Raw genomic sequence first — 18,969 nt, forward strand, 5'->3', positions numbered from 1 at the left:
TGGCCTTTGTGCAGGCTCAAAGTGGGAGATTATCCACTCTCGCCATTTCGGCACTTGGGGACGTTCCTTTTCTGCCGGCACTTGGGGACATTCCGTGCGCCAAACCCGTCTTCCCGCCCCCCCGGCTCGCCTTATGCTTTACTGAGATAAAGTGAACGTGTAGATTCGTAACCCACTCGCAACCGTTCTATGGCACGATATTGAACGAATGTATGCTATGCGCTCAAATTTTTGGGCAGAGTGGGAGACAGTATGGTCAAGCTGTACGAGGACGGCATCTACCTGCGCGGCGGCAGCGAGGTCGTGCCTGCGGCCGAGGCTGCTGAGCGCGGTATTACGCAGACGCCCGAGGATGCCAAGCGTGGCACCATCGCGTATTCAATCCTTCAGGCACACAATACGTCCGGCAATCCCGAGGCGCTCAAGATTCGCTTCGACGCCATGGCGAGCCACGACATCACCTTCGTCGGCATCATCCAGACGGCGCGTGCCTCGGGCATGGAGCAGTTCCCGCTGCCCTACGTGCTTACCAACTGCCATAACTCGCTGTGCGCTGTGGGCGGCACCATCAACGAGGACGATCACGTCTTTGGCCTCTCTGCGGCCAAGAAGTACGGCGGCATCTTCGTCCCGCCGCACATCGCGGTCATCCACTCCTTTATGCGCGAGAACTTCGCCGGTTGTGGCAAGATGATTCTGGGTTCGGACTCGCACACCCGCTACGGCGCCCTGGGCACCATGGCCGTGGGCGAGGGCGGCGGCGAGCTGGCCAAGCAGCTGCTGCGCGACACCTACGACGTCGCTTATCCCGGTGTCGTTGCCATCTACCTCACGGGCGCCCCGCGCCCCGGCGTCGGCCCGCACGACGTGGCGCTTACCATCATCCGCGCCGTCTTTGCCAAGGGCTACGTCAAGAACAAGGTCATGGAGTTCGTGGGCCCCGGCATCGCGAGCATGACGACCGACTACCGTAACGGCGTCGACGTCATGACCACCGAGACCACCTGCCTTTCCTCCATCTGGGCAACCGACGAGGATACGCACGCGTTTTTGACCATGCACGGCCGTGGCGACGACTATCGCGAGCTCAAGCCCGCCGATGTCGCCTACTATGACGGCTGCGTCGAGGTCGACCTGTCGAGCATCAAGCCCATGATCGCCCTGCCGTTCCATCCTTCCAACGGCTTTGAGATCGACGAGCTCAACGAGAACCTCGAGGACATCCTTCACGAGGTGGAACTCGAGGCCGCCAAGATCGGCGAGGGCAAGACGCACTTTAGCCTGCTTGACAAGATCATCGACGGCAAACTGCACGTGCAGCAGGGCGTTATCGCCGGCTGCTCGGGTGGCAACTACGACTCCGTGGTGCAGGCTGCCCGCGTACTCAAGGGCGCCAATACCGGCTGCGGCGAGTTCTCGCTGTCGGTCTATCCCACAAGCCAGCCCGTGGCGCTCGAACTTACGCGCCGTGGCTATATCTACGACCTCATGGAGGCCGGCGCGATTGTGCGCACGGCGTTCTGCGGCCCGTGCTTCGGCGCCGGCGACACGCCTGCCAACAACGGGCTGTCCATCCGCCACACCACGCGCAACTTCCCCAACCGCGAGGGTTCCAAGCCGGGCAATGGCCAGCTGAGTGCCGTGGCCCTGATGGACGCCCGCTCCATTGCGGCGACCGCGGCCAACGGCGGCGTGCTCACCCCGGCGACCGATCTGCCCGAGGAGACTTGGGACGAGGCCTGCGAGTACACCTTCGACGACGCTCCCTACAAGAAGCGCGTATACTGGGGCTTTGGCAAGGCCGAGCCTGCAGATGAGCTGGTCGAAGGCCCCAACATCAAGCCGTGGCCCGCGATGGAGCCGCTCGGCGACGATATCCTGCTCAAGGTGTGCTGCAAGATCATGGACCCGGTCACCACGACCGACGAGCTCATTCCCTCGGGCGAGACGAGCTCCTTCCGCTCCAACCCGCTGGGCCTGGCCGAGTTTACGCTCAGCCGCCGCGACCCTGCCTACGTGGGCCGCTCCAAGGAGGTTGACGCTGTGGAGAAACGTCGCGTTGCCGGCGAGTCCGCGGGTGACCTGTCGGTGCTCGATGTCGAGCTTGCCGGTGTGTTTGAGGCGCTGGCCGGCGCGGGTGTCGCGGCCGATGCCAAGGCGACCGAGTTCGGTTCCATGATTTACGCCAAGAAGCCCGGCGACGGCAGCGCCCGCGAGCAGGCCGCGAGCTGCCAGCGCGTGATCGGCGGTCTGGCCAACATCGTCCACGAGTACGCCACCAAGCGCTATCGCTCCAACGTGATGAACTGGGGCATGGTGCCCTTCCAGATGGAGACGGAGCCCAACTTTGAGGTGGGCGACTACGTCTTTGTGCCGGGTATCCGCGCCGCGCTCGATGGCGACCTGAAGAACATCTCCGCCTACGTGGTGCGCGCCGACGGTGCGGTCGAGCAGATTGAGCTCTACATTGCCGATATGACGGCAGAGGAGCGCGCCATCATCAAGGCCGGCTGCCTGATCAACTACAACAAGTTCAAGGCCGCTGCCGAGTAACGTTGCTGTGCGCCCCGGACACACCTTTCCCTCGTGCTCACGCGCTTCGCGAGGGCCGCCCGAGGGAAAGGTGTGTCCGGGGCTACCGCGACGCTCTCGTTGGGTCTTGAGGGACGCTAATAAATAGACTTGCTTGATGCCGCCCCTGTTATCGGGGCGGCTTCTTTTTGTCGAAGCACCGCATTGGGGACGGGCGCCTTGGTGGTGTCCGAGGTTTATCTCAATCTGTAACAGGTGGACCTCTATTTGCCGAGTAGTTGTTACAGATTTAGATAAACGGGAGCTGCTGAACATTTCATCTCAATCTGTAACATCTGAGGTCCAAAACGGCAGCTAGATGTTATGGATCGAGACAGTTGAGCGCCAGAGTCGAAAACCACCACAAAAGGGCCTGTCCCTTTCGTGGTGGTGGGGAGTGGACGGTTTCTTTTGGTGATAGTGTTAGCTGGCGGTATCATTAGCGCACGTCGCAGGTTTGTATTGTGAGGTGTTTTGCCGTGAGCCGTTCAACCCGTATTGGATTGATTGTCTTGGCGCTTGCGATCGCCGTGGTTGGCGCGGGCGTTGTCGGCATGGCATTGCTACCTGCTGCGGTGACGGAACCGGTGGTTAAGCCTGTGATTCAATCTATCGAACTTCTGACCGGCGACGACAAGCCCGAGACCATTACTGTTGATTTTGATGAGCAACCGGCTGCGCTGGGAATTAGCAATTATCCGCGCATTCAGCTTGGGGCCATGCGCTATACCACGGATACAAGCCTGATCGATAGGGCGTCCGAGCTACTCAAGGGTAAAACCTTCAAGCGTTGGTATGGATATGCGTCCTATCGAGCAAAGGCGAACGACATGGTTGGCGGATACCGCTCGTCCATCGAGTTGGACACCACGAATGGCGCCAAGTTATGTGATGTTTCGTACGATCCGGGCTACGAGGGCAATGAGGGTCCGAGCATCTACATCATGGACGGCGATGTCGCCTATGTCATGGAGGGCGACCAGACCGAGCTCAACGATTTTATGGGCAAGTGTATCCAAGATGCCTATAAACAGACCTGCTTACCCGACCCGCAGACTGCACGCGATAGTGGATCTGCCCGTACATGGCTGTTCGAGGATGAGATGCCCTGGAACGCCGAATCGGGAAGCACGGGTTCGGCGAAAGAGTAGAGAGCGCGACCACCACAAAGGTGTCTGTTCCCTTCGTGGATGGTGATTGCATGCGGGGTACCATGGGAATATTTCATGATTCAACTTTGATGGCGGGAGAGCAATGGCTGGACAACTGACAAAGCGCGCGTTGGAAGATTCTCTTAAGCGACTACTGCTTCAAAAGCCACTGACTAAGATCACCATCGCGGACCTCACTGAGGACTGCGGGGTCAGCCGCATGACGTTCTACTATCACTTTCAGGACATCTACGACCTGGTTGAATGGGCATGTGAGGAAGACGCCGGCCGCGCGCTCGCCAACAACAAGACGGCCGATACCTGGCAGGTGGGCCTGGAAAACATCATGCTCGCGGTGCGCGACAACAAGCCCTTTATCATGAACGTCTATCACTGTGTGAGCGCCGAGCGCATCCAGCGTTTTCTGCAGCCCGTGACATTCGACCTGATCGAAGGCGTGGTCGAAGAGCACGCCGCGGGCAAGAACATCTCACAAGGCGACAAGGACTTTCTGTCCCGCTTTTTCGCACATGCATTTATAGGTGTAATGCTCGACTGGATTGCCGCAGGCATGGCCGAGGACCCGAGCACAGTAGCCGAGCGCGTTTCCAAAATATGCGAAGGCCAGATTGACGCAGCGCTGGCGAGATTTTGACTATTTCACGTTGGAGCGCAAAGCGACCAAGTGCGTCATGCCGGGCCGGGTTTCGGTTTGGGAAGTTAGCGAAGCCCACTTCCCAAACCGAAACCCGGCCCGGCATGACCTTGGGAGACCAAAGCCAAGCAGATTTGTACAATCCGCCCCCGTTGATTAAAAATCGTACAAGGTGACGATCTTGTATCGGCTAGGCTGCGTTGATCAGGGCAAAAGCTTGTTAACGAACTTCGTTAGCAAGGAGGAACCATGTACTATTCAAGTGGAAACTACGAAGCCTTTGCTCGTCCCAAGAAGCCTGCGGGCATCGACCACAAGAGCGCCTACATCATCGGCACCGGCCTGGGCGCGCTTACCGCAGCCTGCTATCTGGTGCGCGATGCGCAAATGCCCGGAAGCCACATCCATATCCTCGAAAAGGACCCCGTTGCGGGCGGCGCCTGCGATGGTGCCGACATCCCCGGCGTGGGCTATGTCATGCGCGGCGGCCGCGAGATGGACAACCACTTTGAGGTCATGTGGGATCTTTTCCGCTCCATTCCCTCGATTGAAGATCCGGACATCTCCGTGCTCGACGAGTACTACTGGCTCAATAAGGAGGATCCCAACTACTCGCTGTGCCGCTCGACTAAGAACCGTGGCCAAGACGGCGGCACCGATGGCAAGTTCGGCCTGTCGGACAAGGCAGCGACCGAGATCATGGATCTGTTCTTTACGCCCGACGAGGAGCTGGCGAACCGTCCCATCACCGATTTCTTTGACGACGAGGTGCTCAACTCGAATTTCTGGATGTACTGGCGCACCATGTTCGCCTTTGAGAACTGGCACTCGGCGCTCGAGATGAAGCTCTATATCCGCCGCTACATCCACCACATCGCGGGTCTGCCCGACTTTAGCGCCCTGCGCTTCACCCGCTACAACCAGTACGAGTCGATGATTCTGCCCATGCAGCGCTATCTCGAGGCGCACGGCGTGCAGTTCCACTTTGACACCAAGGTCGAAAACGTGGTGTTTGAGGTGGGCGGCGGCGAGGGTCCGCGCCGCGCCGTCACTGGCACCGGCCAGGACACGATTCAGCGCATCCAGCAGGCCGCCTTTGCGCGCAACCCCTACAGTACGAGCACCAAGAAGGTCGCGCGTCGCATCACCGTGACGCATGCAGGCGAGATTTCGAACATCGACCTCACTGAGGATGACCTGGTCTTTATCACCAACGGCGGCTGTGTGGAAAACTCGACGATCGGCGCGCAGGATAAGCCCGCCGCATGGGATCCGACGATTCGCCCCGGTGGCGGTTGGGACATGTGGCGTCGTATCGCAGCGCAAGATCCGAGCTTTGGTCATCCCGATAAGTTCTGCGGTGACCCCGAGAAGAGCAACTGGATGAGCGCCACGGTCACCACGCTCGACGGCGAGATTGTGCCCTATATCCAAAAGATCTGCCATCGCGATCCCTTTACCGGGCACGTCGTGACCGGTGGCATTGTGACCTGCGAGGATTCGGGCTGGCTTATGAGCTGGACGATCAACCGCCAACAGCAGTTCCGCGATCAGCCCAAAGACCAGCTTTGCGTGTGGGTGTATGGCCTGTTTACCGACAAGCCCGGCAACTACGTCAAGAAGGCCATGCGCGACTGCACCGGCGAGGAGATTTGCCAGGAATGGCTGTATCACCTGGGCGTTCCCGAGGATAAGATTGTTGAGCTGGCGGCAAATCACGCCAACACCGTGCCCGTCATGATGCCCTACATCACCGCCTTCTTTATGCCGCGTGAAGCAGGCGACCGCCCCGACGTGGTGCCCGATGGCGCCGTGAACTTCGCGTTCCTGGGCCAGTTTGCCGAGACGCCGCGTGACACGATCTTTACGACTGAGTACTCCATGCGCACCGGTATGGAAGCCGTCTACACGCTCTGCGATGTCGACCGCGGCGTACCCGAGGTCTGGGGTTCGGTCTTTGACGTGCGTGACCTCCTTATGAGCAGCGTTAAACTACGCGACGGTGAGCCCATCACCAGCATGAAGCTGCCCATGGTCGAGCGAATTGCACTCAAAGAAGTGCTCAAGAAGGTCGAGGGCACCGACATTGCCAAGCTCCTCAAAGAGTACGGCGCAATCTAGCGCACAAGAACCACCACATTGGGGAACCTTTGTGGTGGTTTCTGTTTGTCTCGATCTGTAACATCTTGGCCGCTAAAAGTGGGCCTGGTGTTACAGATTTAGATTTTCGATTCGGGTGTCTTCTGTTTGTCTCAATCTGTAACAGGTAGAGCTCTATTTGCCGAGTAGATGTTACAGATTGAGACAAACGGGTGCCGCTGGTCATTTCGTCTCAATCTGCAACATCTAGAGCCAGAAACAGCCGCTAGATGTTACAGATTGAGATAGTAAGGGGACGAGGCCGTAGCGGGTGAGCGTGCCTGCTCCCTATCTCTCAATCACTCAGAAAATCTTATATATAGAGACTTAGATTTGTGTATAAGATCGTACAAAGCTGGCAACAATACTTCTCGAACAACGTGAAGCCGCCCCGTAGGGCGGCCGCCCCAAGAGAGGTGATTCCATGAGAATCGATAAGCTAGCAATGACGTCGCGCGAGGCGTTGCAGACCGCCATGAGCACGGCTGCCGATGCGCAGGCCGGCGCGGTGGAGCCGATTCACCTGCTGTCCGCCCTGCTCGGTGCCGGTGAGCGCAATATCTCCGTGATCATCGAGCGCATCGGTGCCGACCCGGCTCAGCTCGCACACTCCACGCAGGATGCCATCGACCACGCGCCCAAGGTTTCGGGCGAGGGTCAGCAGATGGGCCTGTCCAACGAGCTCGTCCGCGTCATCGAAAAGGCCGAGAAGAAGGCCACCAAGATGGGTGACAGCTTTGTGGTGACCGAGCATCTGCTGATGGCGCTTGCCGAGGACAAGGGCGAGGCCGGCCGCGTTCTGCGCGACGCCGGCGTGACCAAGGGTCGCATCGAGCAAGTCTACGAGGAGCTGCGCGGCGATGACCGCGTGACGTCTGCCGAGGACAAGACCCAGTTTGAGGCGCTGGAGCAGTACGGTCGCAACATCTGCGACCTCGCCCGCGCCGGCAAGCTCGACCCGGTCATCGGCCGTGCTGACGAGATCCGCCGCACCATCCAGGTCCTGTCCCGTCGTACCAAGAACAACCCCGTGCTCATCGGCGAGCCGGGCGTCGGTAAAACTGCTATCGTCGAGGGGATCGCCCAGCGTATCGTGGCTGGCGACGTGCCGAGCACGCTGCGCGACCGCGACCTCATCGAGCTCGACATGAGCGCACTGGTCGCCGGCGCCAAGTACCGCGGCGAGTTCGAGGACCGCTTGAAGGCCGTGCTCAAGGAGGTACAGAAGTCCGAAGGCAAGGTCATCCTGTTCATCGATGAGCTCCACACCATCGTGGGCGCGGGTGCCACCGAGGGCTCTATGGACGCCGGCAACATCCTGAAGCCGGCGCTTGCCCGTGGCGACCTGCACGCGATCGGCGCGACCACGCTCGACGAATACCGCAAGTACATTGAGAAGGACGCGGCGCTCGCCCGTCGTTTCCAGACCGTGATGGTCAGCGAGCCTACCGTCGAGGACACCATCTCGATCCTGCGTGGCCTTAAGGAGAAGTATGAGATCTTCCACGGCGTGCACATCACCGATGGCGCGCTCGTGGCTGCCGCCGACCTTTCCGATCGCTACATCGCCGACCGCTTCCTGCCCGACAAGGCAATCGACCTGGTCGATGAGGCCGCAAGCCGCCTGCGCATGGAGCTCGACAGCATGCCGGTCGAGATCGACGCCACCACGCGTCAGCTCACCCAGCTGCAGATCGAGGAGCAGGCACTCATGAAGGAGACCGATGACGCCTCCAAGGAGCGTCTGGAGGCCCTGCGCCAGGAAATTGCCGAGGTCCAGGAAAAACTCAACGTGCAAAAGGCCGGCTGGCTCAACCAAAAGAACGCCATCGACCACGTGCAGGAGCTTAAGGGCCAGCTTGACGAAGCCAAGAGCGAGGAGGAGCGCGCGACGCGCAACGGCGATCTGGGCCGTGCGTCCGAGCTGCGCTACTCCGTGATCCCTGGCCTGCAGCAGCAGATTCAGGATTCCGAGGCTGCGCTCGAGGCACAAAAGCAGGCCGACGGCGAGGGCCTCAACGAGCAGGTGACCTCCGATGAGATCGCCGAGGTCGTGAGCGCTTGGACCGGCGTGCCCGTGTCCAAGATGATGCAGGGCGAGCTCGACAAGCTGAAGGGCTTGGAGGGCGAGCTGCATGAGCGCGTCATCGGCCAGGACGAGGCGGTCTCCGCCGTCGCCGCAGCTGTGCGCCGTAGTCGTGCGGGACTCTCCGATCCGGACAAGCCCATCGGCAGCTTCTTCTTCCTGGGCCCCACCGGCGTGGGCAAGACCGAGCTCGCCAAGGCGCTGGCCGAGTGCCTGTTCGATGACGAGCGCGCGCTTGTGCGTATCGACATGTCCGAGTACATGGAGAAGTTCAGCGTCCAGCGTCTGATCGGTGCGCCTCCGGGATACGTGGGCTACGACGAGGGCGGCCAGCTCACCGAGGCCGTGCGCCGTCGTCCGTACTCCGTGATCTTGCTCGACGAGATGGAGAAAGCTCACCCGGATGTCTTTAACGTGCTGCTGCAGGTGCTCGACGATGGCCGTCTAACCGATGGCCAGGGTCGCCAAGTGTCCTTCAAGAACACGATTATTATCATGACGTCTAACGTGGGCTCCAAGGCCATCGCCGAGCTTTCCGGCAAGGACGAGGAGGAGATGCGCCATCAGGTTGACGCCGCCATGGCTCAGACCTTCCGCCCCGAGTTCCTCAATCGTATCGACGATATCGTGGTGTTCCATCCGCTCGGCATGGCGCAGATCGAGAAGATCGTCGACATCCAGCTCGCCGACGTCCGCGCGCGTCTGGCCAAGGAGCGCATGACGCTTGCCATCACCCCGGCGGCCAAGCAGATGCTCGCCGTGGGCGGCCTGGACCCGGTCTTTGGCGCCCGTCCGCTCAAGCGTCTGGTTCAGCGCGAGGTCGTGGATGCCATCGCCGCCGCTATCATCGACGGCAGGGTGCGCGAGGGCGATCAGGTGACGGTCGATGCCGACAAGGACGGCGGCTTTACCGTCGTGTGCGACAGCACGCCGACGCCGATATACGAGGCGCCCGAGGAATAGCTGAGCTCAAGCAAAGGGGCGGCGGGATTTACCCGTCGCCCCTTTTTCATGCTGCGTCGAATGTGCCGGGCAGTCTAGGCGTAGATGATCTCCAAGTTGGGGGCAAGCTCGGCAAGTCGCTGCCTCGTGTCCGCATCGACACCGGTGTCGGTGATCAGGCAGTTAATCTCATTGAGGTCAAGGGCGTGAACCAAGCCGATGACGCCGATTTTCGATGAGTCCATGAGGGTTATGCGTCGGTCGGCAGCGTTCGCGATGGCGCTCACCATGTTCGCCTGCTCCAATCGATGCGCCATAAATCCTTTTGAAAACGAGAAGGTATTGGTTCCCATGAAAGCAGTGGGAACAAAGTACTCGTTAAGCAGCCGGATAGTCTCGTTGCCCTGTGTGTAGTGATAGCCAAATCTCAGTTGTCCGCCCAGGAGAATGACCTCGCTGTCCACCAGCAATTCTTCGGCAAGTATCGCGTGAGATAGGTCGTTCGTGAGAACCGTGAGATTCTTGCGGCCCTTGAGAGCGCGTAGCATGCAGCCCGTTGTTGTTCCCGATTGAAGAAAGAACGTGTCGCCGTCGCGCACCATTTTCGCCGCAGCGTAACCGATGCGGCGTTTTTCGTCTTGGGCCGTCGAAGAAGCGTCTTCAAACGAAAGTTCGCGAGAATTGGGGTTCGGTAAGATCGCGCCGCCATGGGTTCGCCTGAGAAGTCCTCTGCCTTCGAGAGCCCGCATATCCTTTCGAATGGTCGCTTCCGAAACACCGAAGCGCTCGCTGAGGTCAACAATGCGAACAGTGCTGTTCGCATTGAGTAAGTCGAGTATTTCTTCCTGCCGTTCTTCCAGGTAATAGGGACGCGGTTCACTCATAAGAACTCCCAGGGCTTGTTGTGGGACAAGGCTTGTTACCTTCAGTTTTACCAGAACAACAATTCCTGAAATGAAATAAAACAACTCTAAACAAAACATATCGAACGTTCGGGGTAGGTTTTCGACCGTTCGCGGTAGCAGACGTCAATTCCGAAACAAAGCAAAACAAAACGCAATATAATGAACTCGCAAAATGTTGCGTTTGGAGAAAGCCAAACAGCGATGGTCTGCCTGAGGAAAGGAGAACAGATGCTCGTCAGTATGAGAGATATCTGCAACATCGCCGAACAGAACAATATGGCGGTCGCTGCAGTAAATTCCGCGAGTCTTGAGGCCGTCCGCGCCGCTGTGGACGTGGCGGAGGAAACAGGTTATCCGATTATCATCCAGCATGCCGAGGTTCACGAGTCGCTGGTGCCGATTGACGTGGTGGCTCCGCTGGTTACAGCACTGGCTGAGCGCTCGAGTGCGCATATCTGCCTGAATCTGGATCATTGTGAGAATCTATCCTATGCTCGTCGTGCGTTGGAGCTCGGTTTCACGGGCGTCATGTTCGACGGTTCTGCACTTTCCTACGAACGTAATGTTGAGCTTTCCCAGTACGCTGCCCAGATGTGCGCCGACTTTGGTGCAGGCCTTGAGTGCGAACTTGGTTCTATGGGGTCGCGTGAGGGTGGCGATCCTGATGCTGGGTCCACGGCGGAAGAGGCGGGCGCCATCTATACCGATCCTGACCAGGCGCGTGACTTCGTTGAGTCCACGGGGCTCGATATCCTGGCCTGCTCGTTCGGAACGGTGCACGGCCTGTATAAGGGCGAGCCCCATTTGAACATTGACGTTCTGACCGACATTCGCAGCTGTGTGAACGTGCCACTTGTCATGCACGGTGGCTCCGGTGTTTCCGACGAGGATTACGCTCGTGCCATCAATGCCGGCATCCGCAAGATTAACTACTACACGTATGGCGTTAAATATGCCGGCGATGCCGTGCGCGCCATGGTTGATGAAAAGACTGAGGGGCATCCGGATGCTCCGATCTATTGGCACGATATGACGGCAGTCGCGTTCGAGAGCCTGCGCAGCACATTCGAGCATGTCGTGCGAGTATTCGCCAATGGCGCGGCTCCTTTGGCTTAAGGGGTGTGCTATGAAGAAAATTTTAGTTGCAACCCACGGACGCCTAGCAAGTGGCGTCAAAAGTGTGGCTGAGGTGCTGCTTCATGAGGATAGCGCCATAACCGTCGTTGATTGCTATGTGGACGAATCGGATCCCAATGAGCAGATCGCAGCGTTTATCGATGGCGTGAGGCCAGAGGACGATGCGTTGATCGTTACCGATCTTTTGGGCGGGAGCGTCTGCAACATGGTTACGGCCATGCAGCCGGAAAAGCACGGCATCGTACATGTGACCGGTTTCAACATCGCGTTAATTCTCGAATGCCTGATTACGGGCGAGGCGTTCACGCCCGAGTATATCGACAGCGTAATCGCGCAGGCATCGACCTCCATGCGGCGTGTGGTCCTGCGGGCAGGCGGGGCGACAGATACCGATGACGATTTCTTTGGATAGGAAGTGGTCCGCTTTGGCGGGCGGAGCGAAGACGAAAGGAGAACGAAATGATCGTTCAGCTGCGAGTGGATGACCGCCTGGTTCACGGACAGGTCACGCTCATGTGGGGAAAGGAGCTGAGCACCAAGGGTATTTTAGTCGCGAATGACGCTGCGGCCCAAAATGAAACCCAGTCGTCGACGCTCAAGATGGCTTGCCCGAGTGGGCAGAAGCTTCTCATCCGTACAATAGACGACGCTATCAAGATTGCTAACGATCCGCGTGCGGGCGAGATGCGCATCTTCGCCCTTACTGGGAACATCGCCGATGCACTCAAACTAGTGAAAGGGGCTCCCGGTAGGATCGGCAGCGTGAACGTTGCGAATGTCGGCCGCTTCGATCGAAGCGACGATGCAGCCAAGGTGCTGCTGACAACGGGTGTAACGCTCAATCCAGACGAGGTGGCTGCAGCGCGCGAGCTGTGTGAGCAAGATCTGCCGGTGTTTCATCAGGTCGGCGTTACAGACGGTAAGGTCAAGGTTTCCGACCTGCTGGCAAAGCTCTAAGGAGGGATTGATATGCTGACGACTGCGCTCTTGGCATATTTGGCAGCTTTTATCTGTTATTTCGTCCAATGGACGTTTGGACAGCCCATGATTGACCAGCCCCTGGGCGTGGGTCTTGTGGCGGGCATTATCTTTGGCGATGTTACCGCAGGCATTATCATCGGTGCTGCGCTCCAGGCTATTTTCATCGGAAGCGTCAACGTGGGCGGTGCGACTTCGGCTGATACGGTGGCAGGAACGGTGCTCGCTGTGTGCTTCGTGGTCGTGTCTGGCATGGAGCAGGGCGTAGCGATTCCGCTCGCGGTGGCTGCGGCTATTTTTGCGAACATCATCTACTCGCTCGTTCTCAACGTGCTCATGTCTTTCTGGGCTCCTGTTATTGATTGGGCCGCGAACTCGGGTGACAGTAAGAAGCTCTTCATCTGCCATTTTGGCGGCGCCGTAGTCATGAACGGTCTATTCGCCATCCCGACGTTTTTGGCGGTGTGGGTCGGTGCCGAGCCGGCATCGCAGCTTATGAATATGGTGCCGCAGGCGGTCCTGAACGGGTTCAATGCTGCATCCGGCCTGCTTCCCGCCGTGGGCATGGCGCTACTTCTGCGCATGCTCTGGGATAACAAGATTGCAATTTATTTCCTGCTCGGCTTCGTGCTCTTCCAATATCTCAACATGCCCATGGTCGCAATTGCCGCCGTCGGTGCAGTGATCTTGGTCGTTACGGCCCTGCGTGACCTTGAAAATCTCGACCTGCGCAACCAGATTAAGGCCTTGCGCGAATCGGGCGTCGCAGCTGGTGCCCAGTCCGTCGCCGAGCTCGAAGAGGAGGATTTCTTCGCATGAGTACCACCGATACCGCAAGCGAGAAGATCAGCATCTCCACTAAGGATCTTTCCGCTGAAGACCGTAAGATGCTGCGCGGCATCTTCTTCCACTCGTTCAACGTCTTTGCCCATTACGGCGGCGGCGCTCGCGGAGGCGCTTCAGGCTTCATGTGGTCCATCTGGCCTGCCATCGAGCGTTTCTACCCGGATAAAGAACAGCGTCGCGATGCCCTGGTACGCCATTCGACCTGGTATAACATCACGTCAAATGTCGGTACGTTCTGCATGGGCCTTGTTGCCTCGATGGAGAAGGAGAACGCGGCCGAGCCTGATTTCGATACGCATTCGATCGACTCGGTCAAAGCTTCGCTCATGGGTCCCATGTCGGGCATCGGCGATGCAATCTTCTGGGGCGTTATCCGTGTTATCGCGGCCTCGGTCGGTATGGCGCTGTGCTCTCAGAACGGATCGCTTCTGGGTCCGATCGCGTTTCTGCTCATTTACAACATTCCGTCGTGGATTACGCGTTGGGTGCTGACGGTTCTTGGGTATCGCGTCGGTTCGAGCTTCATCACCAAGATCTACGAGAGCGGCTTGATGGGTATTGTAACCAAACTCTCAAGCACGCTCGGCCTGCTGATGATCGGCGCCATGGCTGCCTCGTTCGTTAAGTTCAACTGCGCGATCTCAATTCCGATGCCCGAGGGCGATCCGGTCATGATCCAGACGTATCTCGATACGATCTTCATCGGCCTGATTCCGCTGCTGTACACCCTGGGTTGTTTCAAGCTGCTCAAGAAGAACACCAACGTGAACTGGATCATTATCGGCACCATGATCATTGGCCTGGTGCTTGGCCTGACGGGGATTTGCTAGTTGCTGCAAGTTTCAAGACGATGTTTACCCGCCCGAGTGTGCCTAAGGTGCGCTCGGGCGGGCTTGCGTTGGGTTTAAAGCAATGTATACACTGTCTGCGCCGATACGCGTAGACGATTCGTAAGCACGTGTGCGCTCTGGATACCGCATCCCGCGGTATCCATGCATTACGATGGCCGTAATCGGTCATAGTGTAAGAATGGAATTCAAGCCACACGGAAAGGTGCATGCCATGGATAGCAAGGACGAGTGCAAGCAGCCCCTGCGCGAGAAGAGGGAGACGAAAAAGCCCACCGATCCCTACATTCGTGCCGAGAACGAGGACGACGACGGCTACGACCCTTATAGCGATCGCCGCCCCGAGCGCGAGCCCCTCTTCGAAGCCGACCCCTGGCGCTAGAGCAGCTCATTTGGGACGGGTGAGCGGCAACAGATAAACTTGCTTATCTGTTAATCAAGTTATACGCAATCTTGCTCTTTAGCTAATCAAAAATCGATATAATCTTGATTAGCAGATAAGCAAGATTGGAGAATCATGGCATTCAACGACTTGATCGCCCAGAAAATAAAGGACTTTGAACAGCAGGGGGTTCCGCAGGTCTTTGAGCGAGACCTTGATCTAGGAAACCCACAGGAGCCAAAGCGCGACAACATCGTAAATGTGATTGTTGGGGCCCGCCGTTGTGGAAAGACGTATCGCCTGTATCAGGAGATGCGGCGGCTTCAGAGCCGGGGCGTCGAGCTTGACCGGATGCTTTACTTCAATTTTGAGGATGAGCGCTTGCGCCCGTATGAGCCATCACTGCTGGCGGACGTGCTCGACACGTTCTATGCGCTGTATCCTGCTGCTCGAACCGAGGGCGCTTACATTTTCTTTGACGAGATCCAGGAAATTCCTGAATGGGGTGCGTTTCTGCGGCGTGTAGTCGATACGGAGAAAGCGACCGTCTGTGTGACGGGATCTTCTTCCAAGATGCTGTCCTCAGAACTTAAGAGCGAGTTCAGGGGTCGTTCTCTTATACGAGAGCTTTTTCCGTTGAGCTTTTCGGAATACGTTCGATATAAGACGGGGAGCGTTTTCGAGCCAGATGCGACCTTTTCCCCAAGCGATGCAGCGCTGCTTCGACATCATCTGATCGGATATCTTGAACGAGGGGGATTCATCGCGACGCTTGAGCAGACGCCCACAGACGCGATTCAGCTGCTACAGGAATATGCTTCGCGAACGGTCGCTATGGACGTCATTGAGCGTTACGACGTCAAGAACCCTCGCCTGGCATCGCTGTTCCTAACGCGGTGTATGGCATCTTCGGGACGAGAGCTGTCGGTGAACAAAGTGTACAACGAGTTCAAGAGCAGGCAAATACCCGTCAGTCGTAATTCGCTCAGCGACTTACTTGAGTATTATGAGGATGCCTACCTGCTGTTCTCCGTGCCGGAGTTCACGCGTTCACTGGCAAATAACATGCGGTCTGCGTCTAAGGTCTACGCTGTCGATCCCGCGATGTTTGGAGCATTCTCTCCCGCATCGGCATTGGACCAGGGCCAGAGGCTCGAGACCGCAGTGTTCAACGCGCTAAGAAGAAGGACTCCCGCGGTGAGGATCGGATCGGTCTGCCGCCTGCTGATCAAAGAGAAGAGCAAAAGCCATGAGGTGGACTTTGTGGCTGGGGACGCACTTCTCATGCGGGCTTATAGCCTGATCCAGGTTAGTGTGGATATGGCAAGTGAGAAAACGCGCGAGCGCGAAATTGCCGCGCTTGATGCCTCGATGGCCCAGTTCGATCTTGGTGAGTCGGCAATCGTTACCATGGATGAGCAGGCCGATATTCCATGCGAGCACGGTGTGGTACACGTTGTTCCCGCATGGAAGTGGCTCCTTGCCTAATCATCTACGGATCTGTGGGGCCAGGACCTCCTGGCCCCTTCATCACGGTTGGGGAGCACCATGATGCGCCCGGCTAGTCCTGGGCCTTGATGCTCGGCAGGAGAATCTGGGCGAGGTAGTCGGTCTCGAGTTTGGTCGCGGCGTCGGCCTTGCCGTCTTTGCCGACCAGCACGTTCTTAATCTGGCTGTAGGTGTAGCGGTTGCCGGTCGTGAGCTCGACAAGCTCAATGGCCGTGTCCATGGGGTAGGTCGACACGGGATTCTGCGTCCGCCCGTTGATGGTCTGGGGCACCACATACGGATAGACGGGGCCGCTGGCGTAGACCGTGTAGCCGTTACCAAGGTTTGCCGTGCCCAAAACCGTATCGCCCTCATCGGGCGTAAAGCTCTCGCCGTCGCGCACCGCGACGAGCGTCACAATCGGCGTATTGCTGTCGCCGGCAAGATAGATGCACAGCGTGCTGCCGTTTTGCCAAGTTGCGACTTTGCCGTACCACTCAACGGGAATATCGAGCTGGTAGAGGTCGGTTGCCTTGTGGCGAGCGTCAGCATCACGGGACGCCTGTGCCTTTTGCGCGCTCACGGCATTGACGGCGGCGTCGCGCCGCGCGGTTGCTGCCTGCTGGAGCACTTTGGCAGCCGCGGCGGAGCTCGCACCGCCCTCCTCGGCATACTTGGCGGCGGCATCGATCTGGTCGTCGGTTACCGTGTCGGCCGAAGGCACCTTGAGCTTAAAGGTAGCCTGGGCACTTAAATCCTGTTCATCGCTCTTAACGGTGACCTGCGTCTTGGTGGTCGGGACGGTATAGATGGTGCCGTCGGCCGCGATGGGGGAGGCAGCGATGGAGAGCGTGTAATCGCCAGGCAGCAGTTTGATGCCGCGGCCGTGCTCGTCAACATAGAGCGTTTCGCTCACGGAGGAGCCATCAGCGTCCTGACCACTCACCTGTACGGGAATCTTGGAGCCGGTAGAACAGTCGAGGCCCGCGGCATGCACGCCAATCTGCACTGACATCATCGTGTGGGCATTGGCGGCGACAGCGGCAGCCTGCTCTTGCTGATATCCGTTCCAGGCGGCATAGCCTGCGCCGCCGGCGACGAGCGCGACGGCCACGACACCGGCGACCATCAGATTGCGGCGCTTGGGCGACATCTTGCGATGGCGAACCTCGGCCTCGCGTGCTGAGGGAACGGACGGTAGGGGGATATCGCCCATGGCGATGGTCTCGTCCACGGCAGGCGCAGAGCCCAGGCCGGGAAGCTCGCGGGTCAGCGAATCTTCGGCCGGCAAGCTGTCGAGCAAGATGGTTTCCTCGCTCGTGTCGGATTCGGGCTGGTCGTCGGCCTCGCATTCGGTGTCTTCATGATCTGCCTCATCTTCGGCAGGCTCAACGTCGTCTGCGTCCTGATCATCGGACTGCGCCTCGGCTTCCGACTCATCCTGCACATCAACGCCCGAATCGTCAAACGCAATCTCATCGAGTGAAATCCGGTCTAAGCTCTCCAAGGCCTCAGCGCAAGCTTCTGCATCTTGAGCCGCATCCTCTTGGCCCATCGTCTCATCTTTCATATATCCCCCAAGCTCAATATCGGGACAACACTGTACCCAAAAATGGAGCCATATAAAGCGCGTGCGAAATATAAGATCCGATTTAACTCGAGCGCATCGTTCGGCCGCATCCTCGCGGCAGCAAAAGGCCCCCGGAACGCGAACGAATCACATTCCGGGGGCTCTGCAATACGTTGCATTGCGCGGAGTCGGCCAGGCGACTTCACATTCAAGCGGCGTTTGCGTCAGGCGCGCTACTCGGCGTGCGCGTAATCGACCTTGGCGCGGCGGGCGGTAGCCTTCTCCCAGTCGCTGGTGCCCTCAAAGACATCCTGCTTGTAGGGATTGCGGCCGAGCTTCTTGGCGCGGTAGGCGATGTAGATGATCGCGGCGATGTTGGCGATCAGCGCGACGACCGAGACCGCGGTGGCGACGCCTGCGTCGAGCGTGGAGTGGGTCACAAAGATGGACTCCTCCTGGAAGTAGGGGAACACCTGGGCAAACATGCACCAAATAGCCAGCGTAAAGGCGCGGTTCTGAATCCAGCCACCCTTGTTCCAGATAAAGGCGGCGACGGTGGGCGCCAGCAGCAGCGCAAAGCCGCAGAACCAGGAGTGGGTGGGCAGGCAGTTGTAGGTGTAGCAGAAGTTCCAGATATCGTAGGCGATGATGTAGACCCAGGTCATGTCGGGCCACAGCATGTCGGTCTGGTCCTCGGAGGCGTAGACGCTCCACCAGCCGGTCATGCAGAAGATGTTGATGATGCCGGCGATGCCGTTGAACACGTTGTTCCAGCCGGCCAGCTGCGTGGCACCTTCGGAGGTGACCCAGGTGGACTCGCCCAGGACAAAGAAGTGATAGGCGCTCTCAAAGTCGGACACGACGGCGATCATGATGTTGATGGCGACAATCACAAACGGCCATGCGCGGAACCAGTGCGCCTTGCCGATCTTGCCCCACTGGTACTTAATGGCAATGAAGCCCCAGCAGCCGGCGAGCGCTGCGTACACCTTGGCGTAGTGGAACCAGCTGTTCTGGTACACATGAGTGGGGTTGGTGAGCGCCCACTCGGCACCCTGCGAAACGCCGATGGCGATGGCGACGCAGTAGATGGTCATGGCCAGCGGAGCCACGCCAAAGATGATGGCCGCGCCGAGCTTGGTGCGGCGGCCGACCTCGTTGAGCACGATGAGGCCAATAAAGACCATGGCCCAGCCGGCCCAGTGGATAAGGGTATTGCTACCCCAAACATCGAACAGCATGCTGCTCTCCTTTCACACGCCCGCGGCCCC

General features: G+C 58.6%; 15 protein-coding genes. 12 read left to right on the top strand and 3 right to left on the bottom strand.

All coding sequences use genetic code 11. The annotated features are described in order from the left end of the window. The first annotated feature begins 252 nt into the window (after positions 1–252). The 5 genes from DW029_RS01060 (at position 253) to clpB (ending at position 9,565) form a co-directional block, all read left to right on the top strand. Entirely contained in the window at positions 253–2,553 is a 2,301-nt protein-coding gene (locus tag DW029_RS01060) for a hydratase (protein ID WP_118345057.1), read from the top strand. A gap of 497 nt (positions 2,554–3,050) precedes the next feature. Continuing rightward, the gene (locus DW029_RS01065; RefSeq protein WP_147326618.1) at positions 3,051–3,722 is read left to right on the top strand and encodes a hypothetical protein; all 672 of its coding nucleotides are present in this window, start codon (positions 3,051–3,053) and stop codon (positions 3,720–3,722) included. 130 nt (positions 3,723–3,852) lie between these two features. Further along, complete coding sequence (locus tag DW029_RS01070; RefSeq protein WP_233505208.1) at positions 3,853–4,377, top strand: TetR/AcrR family transcriptional regulator; 525 nt, start codon at positions 3,853–3,855, stop codon at positions 4,375–4,377. Positions 4,378–4,626: 249 nt separating this feature from the next. Further along, a complete protein-coding gene (locus DW029_RS01075; RefSeq protein WP_117735387.1) occupies positions 4,627–6,498 on the top strand; it encodes an oleate hydratase in 1,872 nt (623 codons plus the stop codon). A 442-nt stretch (positions 6,499–6,940) separates the two neighbouring features. Further along, entirely contained in the window at positions 6,941–9,565 is a 2,625-nt protein-coding gene (clpB, locus tag DW029_RS01080) for an ATP-dependent chaperone ClpB (protein WP_118345058.1), read from the top strand. A 74-nt stretch (positions 9,566–9,639) separates the two neighbouring features. Here clpB and DW029_RS01085 read toward each other — a convergent pair whose 3' ends face one another. Next, positions 9,640–10,428 (bottom strand): DeoR/GlpR family DNA-binding transcription regulator, encoded by a 789-nt coding sequence (locus DW029_RS01085; RefSeq protein ID WP_158558612.1) that lies wholly within the window; start codon positions 10,426–10,428, stop codon positions 9,640–9,642. 249 nt (positions 10,429–10,677) lie between these two features. On the opposite strand from DW029_RS01085, the gene DW029_RS01090 reads away from it, so the two are divergent. The 7 genes from DW029_RS01090 to DW029_RS01115 all read left to right on the top strand — a co-directional run bounded on the left by DW029_RS01090 (position 10,678) and on the right by DW029_RS01115 (position 16,128). Further along, positions 10,678–11,565 carry a class II fructose-bisphosphate aldolase gene (locus DW029_RS01090; protein ID WP_117839964.1) on the top strand — a complete coding sequence of 296 codons (888 nt, stop codon included), beginning with the start codon at positions 10,678–10,680 and terminating at the stop codon, positions 11,563–11,565. A 10-nt stretch (positions 11,566–11,575) separates the two neighbouring features. Continuing rightward, positions 11,576–11,998, top strand: coding sequence for a PTS sugar transporter subunit IIA (locus DW029_RS01095; RefSeq protein ID WP_158572582.1), 423 nt, complete (start codon positions 11,576–11,578; stop codon positions 11,996–11,998). A gap of 47 nt (positions 11,999–12,045) precedes the next feature. Next, on the top strand, positions 12,046–12,543 hold the full coding sequence (locus tag DW029_RS01100; protein WP_117839966.1) for a PTS sugar transporter subunit IIB: 498 nt from the start codon (positions 12,046–12,048) through the stop codon (positions 12,541–12,543). A 12-nt stretch (positions 12,544–12,555) separates the two neighbouring features. Next, positions 12,556–13,383: a PTS sugar transporter subunit IIC gene (locus DW029_RS01105; protein ID WP_118345060.1), complete on the top strand. Its 828-nt coding sequence runs from the start codon at positions 12,556–12,558 to the stop codon at positions 13,381–13,383. Next, a complete protein-coding gene (locus DW029_RS01110; protein ID WP_117839968.1) occupies positions 13,380–14,240 on the top strand; it encodes a PTS system mannose/fructose/sorbose family transporter subunit IID in 861 nt (286 codons plus the stop codon). The genes DW029_RS01105 and DW029_RS01110 overlap by 4 nt, the downstream gene beginning before the upstream one ends. Before the next feature lie 232 nt (positions 14,241–14,472). Beyond that, complete coding sequence (locus tag DW029_RS11410) at positions 14,473–14,640, top strand: hypothetical protein (RefSeq protein ID WP_164473271.1); 168 nt, start codon at positions 14,473–14,475, stop codon at positions 14,638–14,640. Positions 14,641–14,775: 135 nt separating this feature from the next. After that, entirely contained in the window at positions 14,776–16,128 is a 1,353-nt protein-coding gene (locus DW029_RS01115; RefSeq protein ID WP_118345061.1) for an ATP-binding protein, read from the top strand. Positions 16,129–16,201: 73 nt separating this feature from the next. On the opposite strand, the gene DW029_RS01120 is transcribed toward DW029_RS01115, so the two are convergent. After that, a complete protein-coding gene (locus DW029_RS01120) occupies positions 16,202–17,698 on the bottom strand; it encodes a hypothetical protein (protein WP_118345062.1) in 1,497 nt (498 codons plus the stop codon). Positions 17,699–17,931: 233 nt separating this feature from the next. Then, entirely contained in the window at positions 17,932–18,939 is a 1,008-nt protein-coding gene (locus tag DW029_RS01125) for a DUF5692 family protein (protein WP_118273698.1), read from the bottom strand. Positions 18,940–18,969 lie beyond the last annotated feature (30 nt).

Origin of the sequence: Collinsella sp. AF38-3AC (assembly GCF_003474365.1) — a bacterium.
Lineage (GTDB): Bacteria > Actinomycetota > Coriobacteriia > Coriobacteriales > Coriobacteriaceae > Collinsella.

What these genes read in the sequence shown, in the direction of transcription:
- DW029_RS01060 (WP_118345057.1), top strand. Translation starts at nt 253, where the DNA reads ATGGTCAAGCTGTACGAGGACGGCATCTACCTGCGCGGCGGCAGCGAG.
- DW029_RS01075 (WP_117735387.1), top strand. Translation starts at nt 4,627, where the DNA reads ATGTACTATTCAAGTGGAAACTACGAAGCCTTTGCTCGTCCCAAGAAG.
- clpB (WP_118345058.1), top strand. Translation starts at nt 6,941, where the DNA reads ATGAGAATCGATAAGCTAGCAATGACGTCGCGCGAGGCGTTGCAGACC.
- DW029_RS01085 (WP_158558612.1), bottom strand. Translation starts at nt 10,428, where the DNA reads ATGAGTGAACCGCGTCCCTATTACCTGGAAGAACGGCAGGAAGAAATA.
- DW029_RS01090 (WP_117839964.1), top strand. Translation starts at nt 10,678, where the DNA reads ATGCTCGTCAGTATGAGAGATATCTGCAACATCGCCGAACAGAACAAT.
- DW029_RS01095 (WP_158572582.1), top strand. Translation starts at nt 11,576, where the DNA reads ATGAAGAAAATTTTAGTTGCAACCCACGGACGCCTAGCAAGTGGCGTC.
- DW029_RS01100 (WP_117839966.1), top strand. Translation starts at nt 12,046, where the DNA reads ATGATCGTTCAGCTGCGAGTGGATGACCGCCTGGTTCACGGACAGGTC.
- DW029_RS01105 (WP_118345060.1), top strand. Translation starts at nt 12,556, where the DNA reads ATGCTGACGACTGCGCTCTTGGCATATTTGGCAGCTTTTATCTGTTAT.
- DW029_RS01110 (WP_117839968.1), top strand. Translation starts at nt 13,380, where the DNA reads ATGAGTACCACCGATACCGCAAGCGAGAAGATCAGCATCTCCACTAAG.
- DW029_RS11410 (WP_164473271.1), top strand. Translation starts at nt 14,473, where the DNA reads ATGGATAGCAAGGACGAGTGCAAGCAGCCCCTGCGCGAGAAGAGGGAG.
- DW029_RS01115 (WP_118345061.1), top strand. Translation starts at nt 14,776, where the DNA reads ATGGCATTCAACGACTTGATCGCCCAGAAAATAAAGGACTTTGAACAG.
- DW029_RS01120 (WP_118345062.1), bottom strand. Translation starts at nt 17,698, where the DNA reads ATGAAAGATGAGACGATGGGCCAAGAGGATGCGGCTCAAGATGCAGAA.
- DW029_RS01125 (WP_118273698.1), bottom strand. Translation starts at nt 18,939, where the DNA reads ATGCTGTTCGATGTTTGGGGTAGCAATACCCTTATCCACTGGGCCGGC.